The 15,261-nt window shown below is 67.6% G+C and carries 13 protein-coding genes; 4 read left to right on the top strand and 9 right to left on the bottom strand.

Translation table 11 applies throughout. From position 1 onward, the window contains the following. The 4 genes from AC1ROX_RS20440 to AC1ROX_RS20425 form a co-directional block, all read right to left on the bottom strand. Window positions 1–1,392 (bottom strand): malonyl-CoA decarboxylase domain-containing protein, encoded by a 1,392-nt coding sequence (locus tag AC1ROX_RS20440; RefSeq protein WP_493128509.1) that lies wholly within the window; start codon window positions 1,390–1,392, stop codon window positions 1–3. Window positions 1,393–1,433: 41 nt separating this feature from the next. Next, window positions 1,434–3,647: a hypothetical protein gene (locus AC1ROX_RS20435; RefSeq protein ID WP_493128507.1), complete on the bottom strand. Its 2,214-nt coding sequence runs from the start codon at window positions 3,645–3,647 to the stop codon at window positions 1,434–1,436. Between the two features lie 71 nt (window positions 3,648–3,718). Beyond that, window positions 3,719–4,351 carry a DNA-3-methyladenine glycosylase family protein gene (locus AC1ROX_RS20430; protein WP_493128505.1) on the bottom strand — a complete coding sequence of 211 codons (633 nt, stop codon included), beginning with the start codon at window positions 4,349–4,351 and terminating at the stop codon, window positions 3,719–3,721. Continuing rightward, entirely contained in the window at window positions 4,348–4,899 is a 552-nt protein-coding gene (locus AC1ROX_RS20425) for a methylated-DNA--[protein]-cysteine S-methyltransferase (RefSeq protein ID WP_493128503.1), read from the bottom strand. The genes AC1ROX_RS20430 and AC1ROX_RS20425 overlap by 4 nt, the downstream gene beginning before the upstream one ends. A 158-nt stretch (window positions 4,900–5,057) precedes the next feature. Between AC1ROX_RS20425 and AC1ROX_RS20420 the strand changes: the two genes are divergently transcribed. The 3 genes from AC1ROX_RS20420 (at window position 5,058) to pcaF (ending at window position 8,280) form a co-directional block, all read left to right on the top strand. Then, window positions 5,058–6,287: a BtaA family protein gene (locus AC1ROX_RS20420; RefSeq protein WP_493128765.1), complete on the top strand. Its 1,230-nt coding sequence runs from the start codon at window positions 5,058–5,060 to the stop codon at window positions 6,285–6,287. After that, window positions 6,284–6,958 (top strand): class I SAM-dependent methyltransferase, encoded by a 675-nt coding sequence (locus AC1ROX_RS20415; protein WP_493128501.1) that lies wholly within the window; start codon window positions 6,284–6,286, stop codon window positions 6,956–6,958. The genes AC1ROX_RS20420 and AC1ROX_RS20415 overlap by 4 nt, the downstream gene beginning before the upstream one ends. Before the next feature lie 119 nt (window positions 6,959–7,077). Then, a complete protein-coding gene (pcaF, locus tag AC1ROX_RS20410; RefSeq protein WP_493128499.1) occupies window positions 7,078–8,280 on the top strand; it encodes a 3-oxoadipyl-CoA thiolase in 1,203 nt (400 codons plus the stop codon). Between the two features lie 40 nt (window positions 8,281–8,320). Here pcaF and pncA read toward each other — a convergent pair whose 3' ends face one another. From pncA to purD, 5 genes are read right to left on the bottom strand one after another with little or no spacing between them, the layout of a single operon-like run. After that, a complete protein-coding gene (pncA, locus tag AC1ROX_RS20405; protein WP_493128497.1) occupies window positions 8,321–8,929 on the bottom strand; it encodes a bifunctional nicotinamidase/pyrazinamidase in 609 nt (202 codons plus the stop codon). Between the two features lie 3 nt (window positions 8,930–8,932). Further along, on the bottom strand, window positions 8,933–10,069 hold the full coding sequence (gene tgt, locus AC1ROX_RS20400) for a tRNA guanosine(34) transglycosylase Tgt (RefSeq protein ID WP_493128495.1): 1,137 nt from the start codon (window positions 10,067–10,069) through the stop codon (window positions 8,933–8,935). Further along, complete coding sequence (gene queA, locus AC1ROX_RS20395) at window positions 10,066–11,109, bottom strand: tRNA preQ1(34) S-adenosylmethionine ribosyltransferase-isomerase QueA (RefSeq protein WP_493128493.1); 1,044 nt, start codon at window positions 11,107–11,109, stop codon at window positions 10,066–10,068. The genes tgt and queA overlap by 4 nt, the downstream gene beginning before the upstream one ends. 20 nt (window positions 11,110–11,129) lie before the next feature. Further along, window positions 11,130–12,257, bottom strand: a complete 1,128-nt coding sequence (locus AC1ROX_RS20390; protein WP_493128491.1) for an MBL fold metallo-hydrolase — start codon at window positions 12,255–12,257, stop codon at window positions 11,130–11,132. A gap of 58 nt (window positions 12,258–12,315) precedes the next feature. Next, window positions 12,316–13,593, bottom strand: coding sequence for a phosphoribosylamine--glycine ligase (gene purD / locus AC1ROX_RS20385; RefSeq protein ID WP_493128489.1), 1,278 nt, complete (start codon window positions 13,591–13,593; stop codon window positions 12,316–12,318). A gap of 57 nt (window positions 13,594–13,650) precedes the next feature. On the opposite strand from purD, the gene xseA reads away from it, so the two are divergent. Beyond that, window positions 13,651–15,171: an exodeoxyribonuclease VII large subunit gene (xseA, locus tag AC1ROX_RS20380; protein ID WP_493128487.1), complete on the top strand. Its 1,521-nt coding sequence runs from the start codon at window positions 13,651–13,653 to the stop codon at window positions 15,169–15,171. Window positions 15,172–15,261 lie beyond the last annotated feature (90 nt).

Here is a 15,261-nt window from a genome sequence, read left to right as displayed (position 1 = left end):
CTACCCCTTCGCCTGCGCCCGGACCTCGCGGCTGGCGACGACCTTGCCGTTCGAATAGGCCTCGTGGTTGGCGTCGACCTCGGAGAGCTTGTAGCGGTAGTTCACCATCATCGCGTAGGACTGCTTGAAGCCATTGGAGCTGGTGTCGCCCAGCCAGTTCAGCCGCTCGACGATGGCGCCGTTCCCGAGATGGAAGTGCGCCACCCGGTCGAGCGCGCGGCCTTTGTCTGTGGCGGTGAGGTAGACGGCGGCGAGGCGCGTCAGGATCGGGCGTAGCGACTTGTCGATCGCCGGCACCTCCCACCAGATCGGCCGGGCCAGCAGCTTCAGGACGGCCGCGGCACCACGCGCCTCGTCGATCACGGGGACCAGCGAGGCGATCTCGCTCTGGGTGAGGGCGCCATCGCCTTCGGTCTTCAGCCGGTGCTCGACATGCTGGCGCAGGCCGGGGATCGGCGAGAGGGTGGCGAAATCCTTGATGTTGGGCAGGTCGCGCGCAAGCTGGTTGGCCACGCGCTTGATCAGGAAGTTGCCGAAGCTGATGCCGGCAAGGCCCTGCTGGCAGTTCGAGATCGAGTAGAAGATCGCCGTATTGGCGCGCTTGGCGTCGTGCGTCTCGTCGCGCGCGTCGAGCAGGCGCTGGACGTTGCCCGCCATCCCGTCGACCAGCGCCACCTCGACGAAGATCAGCGGTTCGTCGGGCATGCGCGGGTGGAAGAAGGCAAAGCAGCGCCGGTCCGAATCGAGCCGGTTCTTGAGGTCACGCCACGAGCGGATGGCGTGGACGGCCTCGTAGGTCACCAGCTTTTCCAGCAGCGACGCGGGCGACCGCCAGTCGATGCGCACTAGGTCGAGGAAGGCCACGTCGAACCAGGCGCCCAGCAGTGATCGCAGGTCCTCGCTCAAGGCCTTGGCCGAAGCGTCGCTGCGGCCCAGCGCCAGCAGCTCGGCGCGCAGGTCGACGACGAACTTCACGCCCTGCGGCACGCCCACGAACTCGCGCAGCAGACGCACCGCCGGCGGCTCCAGCTCGCGGCGCAGCGACCGCGCGGGATCCTTGCCGGCGCGCCACTTGTCGACGGTCTTCATCGCCGCTTCGCGCGGCAGGCCGTAGTCGCGCGCCAGGGTCAGCAAGAACTTCTTGCGGCCCGCCGCCGACAGCGAGAGGTAGGCCTGTCCCAGCTCCGCCGCGCGCCCGCGTCGCGCCGTCTCGCCGCCCTTGCCTTCGAGGCAGGCGTCGATGCGGCTCTTCAGCCGCGGGATGTCGTCATCGGGAAGATCGGGGCGCAGCGGCGCGCCCACCGCTTCGCGGGCGCCACGGGCCGTGTCGACGAAGGCGGTGCGGAGACGTTCGAGGGTACGGTCGACGGTATTGGAAAAGAGCAGGGCCATGACCGGATTATGTCACAGCAAACGTGTCACTCCAGTGGCGCCTATTCCCCGCGCTGCCGGGCCGCAGCGCCGTCCCGGAAGGCCACTATCAGGTAGCCTATGGATCCGTCATAGGTGGCAAATGCCTTGTAGGCATTCGGTAGATCGCCGGCGCGAGCGAGCGTCGCGCCGATTATCTCCCTGCCGTACCGGGAGGGGGTCCTCGCATGGCTGAGATCGGACTCGGATGCGCGCTGAGGGATGGAAGCGGCAGCGGCGTGCGCCGCCTCGATCCTGCCGCTCATCGCCAGTGCCTCGGCGGCGAGGGCCATGAAAGCGTCGCGCGCGTGTTCGTTCCGGATCCGGTTTGCGATGGGCGAAGGATCGGCCGGTCGATCCGCCTGTAGCTGCGCGAGAAACAGCAGGCCGAGCCGCGCAGCCGCCTTGGCCACGTCGTAACCGGACTTGTCCTCCTCCGGGTCGACCGCGTTGATTTCAGCGACAGTCTGATCGATCAGCCGTTCGATGAGCGGCAGGACGTCAGCCGCCAACCCGGCGCGTACATAGTTGAGAAGCCAGACCGCTGAGCGCGGCTCATGGACATGCTCGGGCTTGTCGGCGGTGAGGTAGGTTTCCTGCAGCAGGGGGAACGCGACCTTGAGGGCCGCCGCGATCCTGTCGCGCGTCGCGGCCCTTCCCGGATCGGGAAGGTGCAGATGTATTTGATAGAGCGCGACCGTTGGATCCTTCAGGGTCGGCAGGAGCGCGGCCAACTCGTCGGCGCGGCCCGTTTCGGTCAATGCCGTGGCAAGGCCGAGCCGCAGGCTCTGTTCGGCGTCGGGCGAGGTAAAGGCTTTTGCCTGCAGCAGCCGATAGACCGAGGACGGTGCATCGAGCAGGGCCAGCATCCGGCCGATCTGCAGGGCCGTTCCTCCCTCGATCGGGCACGAATAGGCAAGATACTCGACATAGTCGAGCGTCGCCTGCTTCGCGCCGGCCTTCATGTAATGTTCCGAAAGCGTGTACGTCGGAAATGCGGGCGGGCAGGGTCTCGTGCCGCGCGGGGGATCGGTCGATTCACGGCCGCGGCCGAGCCGGAAAGAATAGTCGAGGATCACTTTGGCCAACCCGTCCTGGTGCGCCCGCGCAAGCGCGCCGCCGAGCGCCAGGGTCACCATATCGGTGCGCGTGAAGCTGCAGAAATCGTCGGGCGACGTGTACTGGTAGTAGCGGTCGAGCCTGAAGCCCGGGCGGCGCTTGTTCGTGCAAAGGCCGAAATCGCCGGCGGGCAGGTTCGATCCTTCCTTCAGCATAGTGTCGTCGGCCACGAAGAGTTCTGCGGCCCGAACGCCGCTCTCCACGTGCCCGCGCGCGAGACGTCGCAACGCGGTGAAGCCCAGCATCGACGCGCGCGTCTTGTCGTTCTTGACCAGAGCCGCAAGCGCTTCGAAACCGCTTTCATTGCCTTGCTCTTCGAGGCGCTCCACGGCGAGCGCGATTCCGCGATCGAATGCGTCGCGTCCGATCCAGTTCGCTCGCTGCGCCCAAGTCACGACCCCGCCGACGCGGTCGACGGCGACACCGGCCTGCAGGAGAGTCGCCAACACGAATGATGGCGCTATCGGCCAGGCCTGTTCCATGAGCATTGCCGCCAGCCCCTTATGAGGCTTCGCTGCTGCCTCGGCTTCTTGCTTGGCGGTAGCCACCATCTTGGGCAGTTGGTCGGCGGCTTGCATCGCCGCGTCCAGACCGTCGCGCTCGAATATGCCCTCGATGAAGGCCGCGAGGGCGTCGCGCGTGGTCTCGGGCACGACAGACTGCGGCTGTATCAATTCGCTCAGCAACCGATCCCTACCGTGAGCGCGCACCAGCGCGGGAATCGCCCAATAGGCCGTCGGATCCTGCGATGCCAGGCGCAGGACGGAAGCCGTGTCGCCATACTTGTTGTAGCTGTAGGACAAATAGCTCAGGGCGACCCTCTTCTCGATCGCATCGCGGGTCGATGCCAGCCGCTCGGTTTCGGCGTCCTTCAGCGCGCGAATGGCGCTGGGGTTGTCGCCCGCCGAAGCGTAGGCGCTCGCCAGCGCACTGAGCTGATTGGCCTGGTTCCGCGCATCACCGGTTTCACGGCCGGTCTCGCGGACCGCTGCCTCGAGCGTCCTCAGTGCGGGCAGGACGACCGCCGGATCCTGTGCCGAAGCGGTATTGCCGAACGCATTGATCGACAGCAGGCCAAGAAGGCCGAAGACAAAGCGTCTTGGATTTAGCGGAATCATCGGAGAGGAGCTGCGCGGTCAAGTTGCGGCATCGGAGAACGATACTACACTTGCCTGCGCGTGTGTCCGCTTCAGGGCAGGTCCAGCGCGCGCCACAGATACCAGCTTGCGACGGTGCGATAGGGGCGCCACTTCTCGCCGGCTTTCTCCAACGCTTTCGGCGACGGCAGCGCGCGCTTCCTGAACGCCTTCGCATAGGCCTTGCGCAGGCTGTAGTCGTCGAGCGGCAGGATGTCGGGGCGACCCAGGCGAAACATCAGGAACATCTCGGCGCTCCACCGGCCGATGCCGCGGACCTTCACCAGGCGCTCGATCAGCTCGGCGTCGGCGATCGTGTGCGCCGCATCGAGCGTCGGCAGCTCGCCGTTGTCGACGCGGCGCGCAAGGTCCTGCACGGCCAGCACCTTGGCACGCGACAGGCCGCAGCCGCGCAGATGTTCGTCCGGCGTCTTCAGGATGTGGCGCGGCGTGAAGCCGTCGGTCGCGCGCGGATAGAGCGCCTCGACCCGGCCGTAGATCGTGGCCGCTGCCTTGTTGGAGAGCTGCTGATAGACGATGGCTTCGGCCAGCGAGCCGAACAGGCTGCGCGAGACCTTGAGCTGCATGCGGAACGGGCCGACCGTTTCGATGATCGCGGCCAGCGCCGGATCGGCCGCCTTGAGATGTGCGACGGCCTTCGCGGGCTTGAAGGGAAATCCCGTCATCGGGCCGCGAAGAGGGGACCGGCGCCGACCTCAGGCGCGCCCTCGATCTCCAGCATGCGCCGCTTGGTCGAGACGCCGCCATTGGCCGAGAAGCCGCCCATCTTGCCGTCGGCGCCCAGCACGCGATGGCAGGGCACGATGATGGCGATCGGGTTCTTGCCCAATGCCTGGCCGACCTCGCGCGATTCGTGCGGCACGCCGAGGCGCTTGGCGATCTCGCCATAGGTCATGGTGCGACCGGGCGGGATGGTCCGCGCCACCTCATAGACCTTGCGATGGAATTCGGGGGCCGTTTCGAGGTCGAGAGGGATGTCGGCGAGGTCGACCGCGTCACCGGCCAGCAGGGCCTGCACTCTGTCCAGCGCGCGTTGCACACCGGCCGGCACGGATTCCGCCTCGACGACGCCCGGCCAGCGCCGCTTCACGCGGGCGCGCGTGGCGGCCGGATTCGGCTCGGGAAGCTGCAGGCCCGCGATGCCGTGCCCGCTCCAGGCGATGGCGCAGGTACCGATCGGCGTGTCGAACAGGGCAAAACCTTGGGCGCTCATGGGCTCAACCTTTCTACCTAACCTGTCATCCCGTCAAGTCACCGGATGAAGCCTGACCGGGGGACAAGTTGCGCAAGCGATTGTGTCAGTCGTCATCAAACTGGCACCAACCGTGGATAGTTTCAGACGGTCAAGGTTTGAGCCGGAGTCGTTGGTTGATCCATCCGCGGGCTGAGAGCAATTCGCTCCTGAAGCAGGCGGTGCGCCGCCATAAGGTCATGTCCCGGGAAGGGATGCTGGAAAAGCTGTTCGAGCGGCTGTTCCGTGGCCTCGTCTACGCCCAGATCTGGGAAGATCCCGAGGTTGATCTCGAGGCGATGGCGCTGACGCCTGATTGTCATGTCGTGGCCATCGCGTCCGGCGGCTGCAACATCCTGTCCTATCTCACCGCCGATCCCGCGCGCATCACCGCCGTCGATCTCAGCCGCGCCCATGTGGCCCTGAACCGGCTGAAGCTGACGGCGGCCCAGAAGCTGCCGTCCTGGTCGGACTACTACCGCTTCTTCGGCGCTGCCGACTCGGGCGCCAATCCCCGCGCCTACGATCGCGAGATCAAGCCGCATCTCGATGCCGAGAGCCGGGCCTATTGGGAAGGCCGCAGCCTGCACCGCGGCGGCCGCCGCCGCATCTCGATCTTTGCGAAGAACGCCTATCGCCACGGCGTGCTCGGCCGCTTCATCGGCGTGGCGCATGTCGCCGCCCGCGCCTACGGCGTCGACTTCACCAAGCTTCTCGCCGCGCGCACGATCGAGGAGCAGCAGCGCTTCTTCGATACGGTGCTGGCGCCGCTGTTCGACAAGCCGGCCGTGCGCTGGGCCACGTCGAGCCGCCTCTCGCTCTACGGGCTCGGCATCCCACCGGCACAGTATGAAGCGCTGGCCGGGGGCCGCGACATGGGCGCGGTGCTGCGCGACCGGGTCGAGCGGCTGGCCTGCGGCTTCAGCCTGTCCGACAACTACTTCGCCTGGCAGGCCTTCGGACGTGGCTATGCACGCGACGCCAGCGGGCCGTTGCCGCCCTATCTGCGGCAAGAGAACTTTGCCGCGGTGAAGCGCGGCGCCGAGCGGGTCGAGGTGATGAACCGCTCGGTGACCGAGTATCTCGCCTCCTGTCCCGCGGGCTCGCGCGATCGCTATGTGCTGCTCGACGCGCAGGACTGGATGACCGACGCGCAGCTCAACGCGCTGTGGAGCGAGATCACGCGCACCGCGAAGCCGGGCGCCCGCGTGATCTTCCGCACGGCCGCCGAGCCTTCGCTGTTGCCCGGCCGCGTGGCGCCGGAACTGCTGGACCAGTGGCACTACGAGGCCGACGCTTCGCTCGCCTTCACCGCGCGCGACCGGTCGGCGATCTACGGCGGCTTCCATCTCTACGTGCTGAAGCCGTGACGGGAATCTCCGGCGAAAGCGCGTCCGCGGGCAATCATGCCGGCCTGTTGGACGGGATCTATCGCCGCCAGCGCCACATCTACGATCTCAGCCGCAAATACTATCTCCTCGGCCGCGACCGGCTGATCGAGGGACTCGCGCCGCCGCCGGGCGGCCGCGTGCTGGAGATCGGCTGCGGCACCGCGCGCAACCTGATCGCGGTCGCGCATCGCCATCCCGCCGCGCCGCTGTACGGGATCGACCTGTCGCTGGAGATGCTCGACACGGCGCGCCGCCGCGTCGAGCGGGAAGGGCTGGGTAACCGCGTGCGGCTGGCCCATGCCGACGCCACGCACTTCGATCCGGCGCTGCTGTTCGGGGTGCCGGGCTTCTCCCGCATCTTCTTCTCCTACACGCTGTCGATGATCCCGGACTGGGAGAGGGCGCTCGCCCAGGCCGCCGTCTGGCTGCAGCCGGGCGGCGAACTGCATCTCGTCGATTTCGGCGGCCAGGAGCGGCTGCCGCGCTGGTTCCGCGGCGGCTTGCGCCAGTGGCTGACGATGTTCCATGTGACGCCACGCGACGCGCTGGAGGCCGCCCTGGCGCGGCTTCCCGCGGACATCGACGTCCGCACCTTCGAGCGGCCGCATCGCGGCTACGCCCAGTACGCCGTCTGCCGCCGCGCAGCCTGATCCGCCATACCTCCAAAGACATGGCGCCCCTGCCCCAGGGGCATTGGGGCCCCATTGGCAACCGCCCGCAGCCGGTGCTAACCCGACAGGAACGATTGCCTGAGTTGGGAGTACCCAAGATGACCGAAGCGTTCATTTGCGATGCGATCCGCACCCCCGTCGGCCGCTACAATGGTGGCCTGGGCGCCATGAGGGTCGACGATCTCGCCGCCCATCCGATCAAGGCGCTGATGCAGCGCAACGCCAATGTCGACTGGGGCTCGGTCGACGACGTGATCTATGGCTGCGTGAACCAGGCCGGCGAGGACAACCGCAACGTCGCGCGCATGGCGGGGCTTCTCGCCGGCCTGCCGGTCGAGGTGGCGGGCGCCACCGTGAACCGTCTCTGCGGTTCGGGCCTCGAGGCGGCGGGCCATGCTGCCCGTGCCGTGAAGCTCGGCGAGGCCGACCTGATGATCGCCGGCGGCGTCGAGGGCATGACCCGCTCGCCCTACGTGATGGGCAAGCCCGAGGGTGCCTTTGATCGCTCGATGAAGCTCGAGGACACGGTGCTGGGCTGGCGCTTCGTCAATCCGCGCATGAAGGCGGCCTATGGCGTCGACCCGATGGGCCAGACCGCCGAGAACGTCGCGACCGAGCATCAGATCAGCCGCACCGACCAGGACGCCTTCGCCTATCGTAGCCAGCGCCGCTGCAAGGCCGCCCAGGATCGCGGCTTCTTCGAGAAGGAAATCATCAAGGTCAGCGTGAAGAAGGGCAAGACCGAGATCGTCGTCGAGAAGGACGAGCATCCGCGCGGCGACACCACGATGGAAACGCTCTCCAAGCTCTCGGCCGCCTTCCGCGACGGTGGTTCGGTGACGGCCGGCAACTCGTCGGGCCTGAACGATGGCGCCTGCGCCATGATCATCGCCTCGGAAGCCGCCGCCAGGGCCAACGGCCTGACGCCGCGCGCCCGCATCCTGGGCACCGTGTCGGCCGGCGTGCCGCCGCGCGTCATGGGCATCGGCCCGGTGCCGGCGACGCAGAAGCTGCTGGCCAAGCTCGGCATGACCATCGGCGACTTCGACACGATCGAGCTCAACGAGGCGTTTGCCGCCCAGGCGCTGGCCGTGCTGCGCCAGCTGGGCCTGAGCGACGACGCCGAGAACGTGAACCCGAATGGCGGCGCGATCGCGCTCGGCCATCCGCTGGGCGCCTCGGGCGGCCGCCTGATGATCACCGCTCTCAACCAGCTCGAGGCCACCGGCGGCAAGCGCGCGCTCGCCACCATGTGCATCGGCGTCGGCCAGGGAATCGCCTTGGCGCTGGAGCGCGTTTAAGCCTGTCTTTTCTTAAGAGCGCTGCGCGAAGGCGCAGCGCTCAGGCTGTCGCGTTCAAATTGATCCCCGCGCGGCGCATGTCGCTCATCATGCGTTTGCGGCTATCGTCGAGGTCGATGGCGGCGGTCGCCTCGACCACGACGGCGACGTCGAAGCCCGCCTGCCGCGCGTCGATGGCCGACCAGGCGACGCAGTAGTCGAGCGCCAGGCCGCAGAAGATCAGCCGGGTGAAGCCGCGCGCCTTCAGGTAGCCGTCGAGGCCGGTGCGGGTCATGCGGTCGTTCTCGCGGAACGCCGAATAGGAATCGATACCGCTGTGGAAACCCTTGCGCACGATCATCTGCGCCTTGGTGATCTCCAGCTCGGGATGGAAGGCGGCGCCCGGCGTACCCTGCACGCAATGGTCCGGCCACAGGACCTGGTCGCCGTAAGGAAAGCGCACGGTGGAGAAGGGCTCCGCGTCCTGCCAGGAGCTGGCGAACGATGCATGGCCGGGCGGGTGCCAGTCCTGCGTCAGCACGACATGGTCGTGGCGGCCGATCAGGCGATTGACCAGCGGGACGATGGCGTTGGCGCCGGCAACGGCCAGCGCACCGCCCTCGCAGAAATCGTTCTGCATATCGACCACGATCAACGCCTCGTTCGGCATCCGTTACGCTCCGTTCTCTATCGGCGGGATGTCGCCCCGCGCCTGGTCGCTTTCGAACGACGCGATCCAGGAGTCCAGGGTCTTGCTTTCGATGGCGCCGCGCAGGCCGCGCATCACGTCCTGATAATAATGAAGATTGTGCCAGGTCAGCAGCATCGCGCCGAGGATCTCGTCGGCGCGGATGAGGTGATGCAGGTAGGCGCGGCTGTGATGCTTGCAGGCGGGGCAGGCGCAGTGCTCGTCGATCGGCCGCGGATCGTCGCGATGGCGGGCGTTGCGCATGTTGAGTTCGCCGCGCCGCGTGAAGGCCTGTGCCGTGCGGCCCGAACGAGTCGGCATCACGCAGTCGAACATGTCGATGCCGCGCTTCACCGCGCCCACGATGTCGCCGGGACGGCCGACGCCCATCAGGTAGCGCGGCCGGTCGGCCGGCAGCATCGGCACGGTGTAGTCGAGCGTCGAGAACATCAGTTCCTGGCCCTCGCCGACGGCGAGGCCGCCGACCGCGTACCCGTCGAAGCCGATGTCGATCAGCGCCCTGGCGCTCTCTTCGCGCAGGGCCGGGTAGGTGCTGCCCTGCACGATGCCGAACAGGCCGTAGCCCGGGCGCTCGGCGAAGGCCGTGCGGCCGCGCGCGGCCCACTTCATGGACAGCCGCATCGAGAAGGCGGCCTCAGGTTCCTCGACCGGCCAGCTCGTGCATTCGTCGAACGACATGGTGATGTCGGCATCGAGCAGACGCTGGATCTCGATCGAGCTTTCGGGCGTCAGGCGATGCTGCGAGCCGTCCTTCGGCGATCGGAAAGTCACGCCATCGGGATCGAGCTTGCGCAGCTCCTTGAGCGACATCACCTGGAAGCCGCCGGAATCCGTCAGGATCGGGCCCGGCCAGTTCATGAACGTGTGCAGGCCGCCCAGCGCCGCCACGCGCTCCGCGCCCGGCCGCAGCATCAGGTGGAAGGTGTTGCCCAGCACGATCTCGGCACCGGTCTCCGCGACCGACTGCGGCAGCATCGCCTTCACCGTGCCCGCCGTGCCGACCGGCATGAAGGCCGGCGTCTCGATCGTGCCGTGGGCGGTCGAAATCCGGCCGCGGCGGGCCGCGCCGTCGGTACCCAGCAATTCGTAGGAAAGGCTCATCGGCGCAACAGACAACAATCGCCGTAGGAATAGAAGCGGTAACGCTTCTCTATGGCATGGGCATAGGCCTGCTTCATGCGCTCCAGTCCGGCGAAGGCCGAGACCAGCATGAACAGGGTCGAGCGCGGCAGGTGGAAATTGGTCAGCAGCAGGTCGACCGCCCGGAACTGGAAGCCCGGCGTGATGAAGATGTCGGTCTCGCCGCTCCACGGCTTGATCGCGCCATCGTGGAGACGCGCCACCGATTCGAGCAGCCGCAACGAGGTCGTGCCGATCGACACGACCCTGCCGCCCAGGATGCGCGTCGCCTCGACCGCGCGCGCGGTGGCGGCGGAGACTTCGCCCCATTCGGCGTGCATCGTGTGCGCGTCGGTGTCGTCGACCCGCACCGGCTGGAAGGTACCCGCGCCGACATGCAGGGTGACGCCCGCCGTCGTGATGCCGCTGTCGGCAAGCGCTGCCATCAGCTCCGGCGTGAAATGCAGGCCGGCCGTGGGGGCGGCGACGGAGCCGTCGTGCTTGGCAAACAGCGTCTGATAGTCCTTCCGGTCCTGCGCGTCGGCGGTGCCGCCACGAATATAGGGAGGGAGGGGTACCGCGCCTTCCTGTTCAAGCAGTGTGAGAAAGGCGTGACCCTCCTGGTCGAATTCCAGCACCAGCGAGCCGTCTTCGTCCTTCGATTCGACTGTGGCGCCGAGGTCCCTGAAGACCAGCCTGTCGCCGGGCCGCAACCGCTTCCCGGGCCGCATGAAGGACCGCCAGCGACGGTCGCCGAGATCGCGGATCAGTAGCGCCTCGACGGCAACGTCCTGGCGCAAGCCGTTGCCCGGGCGAGTTCCCTTGAGGCGCGCGGGGATCACCTTGGTGTCGTTGAAGACGAGCAGGTCGCCGCGCCGCAGCAGGCCCGGCAGCGAACGCACCGTGCGGTCATGCAGCGCTTCGCCCGTGACGTCGAGCAGGCGCGCGGAGTCGCGCGGAGAGACAGGCCGCTGGGCGATCAGATCGTCCGGCAGCTCGAAATCGAAAAGGTCGACGCGCATTTAGAGGAGGGTAGCCTTCATCACGTCTGGCCGATGTCCATGACCACGCCGTCCGAATCGTCGGCGGGCGGCTGGGCATGCAGGTCGGCAAGGGCCACGAAACGATGCACGCCGTCGATCACGACTCGCTTCACGCGCGCACGGGTCTCGAGACAATGCAGGTGCGCCAGCGTCTCGCCGAAGGCGAAGACGATCTGGTTGTTGTCGAGATGGCGCGGGAACAGGATCGGCACCATGTCCCAGCCGGTCGCGCCTTTGGCGCCCATGCCGGCAATCGCGATCTCCATCTCGTTGAGGCGCGCATCGTGATGGGCCACGAGCTGGTCGAGGCGCGTATGCAGGCCGATGAAGGGGAAGCCGTGGCTCGGCAGGACCAGCGCGTCGGCCGGCAGGCGGCGGAAACGCGAGAAGCCGTCGAGGAACCAGGTGAGCGCATCGGCCAGCGGCTCGTTGGGCCACACGCCGACATTGGTGCTGATCTTGGGCAGCACCTGGTCGCCCGCGATCATCACGTTGAGCTCGGGGCACCACAGCGAGGCATGCTCGGGCGCATGGCCTCGGCCGACGATGACGTCCCAGCGATGGCCGCCGATGGTGATCGGGTGCGCATGGATCATGCGGCGGAAGGCGGTGGGCAGCGGCACCACGCCCTTGGCGTAGCCGCCCTTGTGGCGATGGAAGTTGGCGATGCGGTCGGGCGGCACGCCGTTGCGCGCGACGTGCGCGGCGCGGGTCTCCTCGCTCTCGACGAAATCGTTGCGCGCGGCCTGCGCGCTCATGTACTCGCCCAGCGTCATGTAGAGCGGCGCGTTCCAGCGCTCGCATAGCCAGCCCGCGAGGCCGATATGGTCGGGATGGAGATGCGTGCCGATCACGCGCACCACCGGCTTGCCCTGGAGCTTCTCGACGAAGATCTTTTCCCAGAGGGTTCGCGTGTCCTGCGAATTAATGCCGGTGTCGACGATCGTCCAGCCGTTTTCCTCTTCGATCAGCCACAGGTTGATGTGGTTGAGCTGGAAGGGCAGCGGCATGCGCAGCCAATGGATGCCGGGGGCGACGTTCTTGATGTCGCCGGGCTCCGGCACGTCACCACAGGGAAAGCGAAGCTGCGCCAGCAGGCGCTGGGACTCGGAGAGGGCGTCGGGCATGGGTTTGAAACTAAATGATTCTCCCGCCGCCGTCTCCGGGGGCGGGCGCATGCCAGCTTTACGTGGGTTTTAGCGCCCGCCAGGCGATGTCCTTGCGGTAAAAACCCTCCGGCCAGTCGATCAGGTCGACGGCGCGGTAAGCCCTCGCGCGGGCTTCCTCGACCGTGGGCGCCATGGCGCTCACATTCAGGACTCGGCCGCCGTTGGCCAGGATTTTCCCGTCGGGGCCGGCCTTGGTGCCGGCATGGAAAATCTGCACGCCCTCGACCTTGGCCGCCTCATCGAGGCCCCGGATTTCACTGCCCTTGGGGTAGGAATCGGGATAGCCCTTGGTTGCCATGATCACGGTGATCGCGGCGTCGGGCGACCAGCGCAGGTCGAGATGTTTTAGCCCGCCCTCGGCGCTCGCCAGCAGTGCCGGCACCAGGTCGGACTTCAGCCGCATCATCAGCACCTGCGTCTCGGGATCGCCGAAGCGGCAATTGTATTCGACCAGCCGCGGGCCGTTGGCGTCGATCATCAGGCCGGCATAGAGCACACCCTTGAACGGCGTGCCGGCCTTGGCGAGTGCCCGCACGGTGGGCAGAACGATCTCGTCCATCGTGCGCTGCTGCATGGCGGCGTCGAAGATTGGGGCGGGTGAGTAGGCGCCCATGCCGCCGGTGTTCGGCCCCTTGTCGCCGTCGAAAGCGCGCTTGTGGTCCTGCGCGCCGACCAGCGGCAGGACGTACTCGCCGTCGGTCAGCGCGAAGAAGCTCGCTTCCTCGCCCTGCATGAATTCCTCGATCACCACCGAGGCGCCGGCCGCGCCGAAGCGATTACCCGAAAGCATGTCGCGCACCGCCTCGATCGCCTGGTCGACCGTCTCGGCGATGATCACACCCTTGCCGGCCGCGAGCCCGTCGGCCTTGATCACGATCGGCACGCCCTGCGCCCTGATATAGGCCTCGGCAGGGGCTGCCTCGGTGAAGCGCTCGTAGGCGGCGGTCGGGATGTTGTTGGCGCGGCAGAGCTCCTTGGTGAAGCTCTTGGAGCCTTCTAGGCGGGCGGCCGCCTTGGACGGACCCCAGGCCTTGATGCCGGCCTCGGCGAAGGCGTCGGCCATGCCGGCCACCAGCGGCGCGTCGGGGGCGATCACGACGAAATCGATCTTTTCGCGCTGGGCGAGCGCCACCTGGCCGGGGATGTCCTCGGCGCCGACATCGATGCATTCGGCGACCTGGGCGATGCCGGCATTGCCGGGCGCACAGTAGAGCTTGGTGCAGAGCGGAGAGGCCGAAATCGCCCAGCACAGGGCATGTTCGCGGCCGCCGCCGCCCACCACGAGGATTCGCATGGCGAGGCTTTGACCACAGTTTGCGCCGGGGGCACAAGCCGCTAGGTTCGGCCGGACATGGATAACCTCGACGCCCCGGCCGCCCCCAGCAACGTCCCGGAATTCTCGGTTTCCGAGCTTTCCTTCGCCCTGAAGCGCGAGATCGAGACCGCCTTCCCGCGGGTGCGCGTGCGCGGCGAGATCAGCCAGCCCTCCTTCCCGCGCTCGGGTCACTGCTACTTCCGCCTCAAGGACGAGAACGCGGTGATCGACGGCGTCTGCTGGAAGGGTACGATCCCGCGACTCGGCATCAAGATCGAAGAGGGGCTGGAGGTCATCGCCACCGGCAAGCTCACCACCTACGCCGGATCCTCGCGCTACCAGATCATCGTCGACCGGCTGGAACTGGCAGGCGAAGGCGCGCTGCTCAAGCTGCTGGAGGACCGGCGCAAGAAGCTGCAGGCCGAGGGCCTGTTCGATCCGGACCGCAAGCGCGCGCTGCCCTACCTGCCGCAGACGGTGGGTGTCGTGACCTCGCCGTCGGGCGCCGTGATCCGCGACATCCTGCATCGCCTCAGTGACCGTTTCCCCTGCCACGTGCTGGTCTGGCCGGTGGCGGTGCAGGGCGAGAAGGCGGCGGGCGAGGTGGCCCGCGCCATCGAAGGCTTCAACCGGCTGACCGAGGACGGACCGGTGCCGCGCCCCGACGTGCTGATCGTGGCGCGCGGCGGCGGCTCGCTGGAGGACCTGTGGGCCTTCAACGAGGAGATCGTGGTGCGCGCCGCCGCGAACTCCGAGATCCCGCTGATCTCCGCCGTCGGCCACGAGACCGACACGACCCTGATCGACTTCGCCTCGGATCGCCGCGCCCCGACGCCGACCGCGGCCGCCGAGATGGCGGTGCCGGTGCGCGCCGACCTGATGACCGAGACGCTCGACTATGCCAAGCGCCTGGTCGGCGGCATGACGCGCCTGCTGCGCGAGCAGTCGATGGAGCTGGCTGGCCTCGCCCGCGGCCTGGGCGATCCGCGCCGCCTGATCGAGGAACGCCAGCAGAGGGTCGACGTGAGCGGCGAGCGCCTGGCGCTGGCGACCCGCCAGCTCGTCGAGCGGCGTGCGCATCAACTCTCCGCCGCGCGTCTCGTGAGCCCGCAGGCGGTGATCGCCGCCAAGGAACAGGCGCTGGTCGCCGAGGGCCGGGCGCTGACGCGCGCGATGGACCGCTTCAAGAGCGACGCCTTGCAGAAGTACGCCCGCGCTTTCGATCGCCTCGACCAGCTCGGTGACCGCCTGAAGCGCCACGGCAACGACCTGCTCCTGAATGGCCAGCGCCAGGTAGACCAGGCGTCGAAGCTGCTGGAAAGCTACTCCTTCCACTCCGTCCTGAACCGCGGCTTTGCGTTGGTGCGCGATCAGGAGGGCCAGCCCGTCCTTGCCGCCGAGGGCACGAGCGCGGGCCAGACGATCAGCATCGAATTCAACGACGGCCGCGTCGTTGCGCGTGTCACGGACGGCGCGGGTACGCCCAAGCCTGCTGTTGCGGCTCCAGCACCGCCTCGCCGCCGTGAAGATGGCGGCAGTCAGGGCTCGCTGCTTTAGCTGTCACTGCAAGCCCTATTGTCATCCCGAGCGCAGCGAGGGACCTTTACGGCCACACGAAAGGTCCCTCGGCTTCGCCTCGGGATGACA

The organism is Reyranella sp. GW821-FHT14A01 (assembly GCF_058803965.1).
Note: the sequence above shows the minus strand (reverse complement) of the source record. Positions and strands in the feature narration are given on the sequence as shown.

What these genes read in the sequence shown, in the direction of transcription:
- AC1ROX_RS20440 (WP_493128509.1), bottom strand. Translation starts at nt 1,392, where the DNA reads ATGGCCCTGCTCTTTTCCAATACCGTCGACCGTACCCTCGAACGTCTC.
- AC1ROX_RS20435 (WP_493128507.1), bottom strand. Translation starts at nt 3,647, where the DNA reads ATGATTCCGCTAAATCCAAGACGCTTTGTCTTCGGCCTTCTTGGCCTG.
- AC1ROX_RS20430 (WP_493128505.1), bottom strand. Translation starts at nt 4,351, where the DNA reads ATGACGGGATTTCCCTTCAAGCCCGCGAAGGCCGTCGCACATCTCAAG.
- AC1ROX_RS20425 (WP_493128503.1), bottom strand. Translation starts at nt 4,899, where the DNA reads ATGAGCGCCCAAGGTTTTGCCCTGTTCGACACGCCGATCGGTACCTGC.
- pcaF (WP_493128499.1), top strand. Translation starts at nt 7,078, where the DNA reads ATGACCGAAGCGTTCATTTGCGATGCGATCCGCACCCCCGTCGGCCGC.
- pncA (WP_493128497.1), bottom strand. Translation starts at nt 8,929, where the DNA reads ATGCCGAACGAGGCGTTGATCGTGGTCGATATGCAGAACGATTTCTGC.
- tgt (WP_493128495.1), bottom strand. Translation starts at nt 10,069, where the DNA reads ATGAGCCTTTCCTACGAATTGCTGGGTACCGACGGCGCGGCCCGCCGC.
- queA (WP_493128493.1), bottom strand. Translation starts at nt 11,109, where the DNA reads ATGCGCGTCGACCTTTTCGATTTCGAGCTGCCGGACGATCTGATCGCC.
- AC1ROX_RS20390 (WP_493128491.1), bottom strand. Translation starts at nt 12,257, where the DNA reads ATGCCCGACGCCCTCTCCGAGTCCCAGCGCCTGCTGGCGCAGCTTCGC.
- purD (WP_493128489.1), bottom strand. Translation starts at nt 13,593, where the DNA reads ATGCGAATCCTCGTGGTGGGCGGCGGCGGCCGCGAACATGCCCTGTGC.
- xseA (WP_493128487.1), top strand. Translation starts at nt 13,651, where the DNA reads ATGGATAACCTCGACGCCCCGGCCGCCCCCAGCAACGTCCCGGAATTC.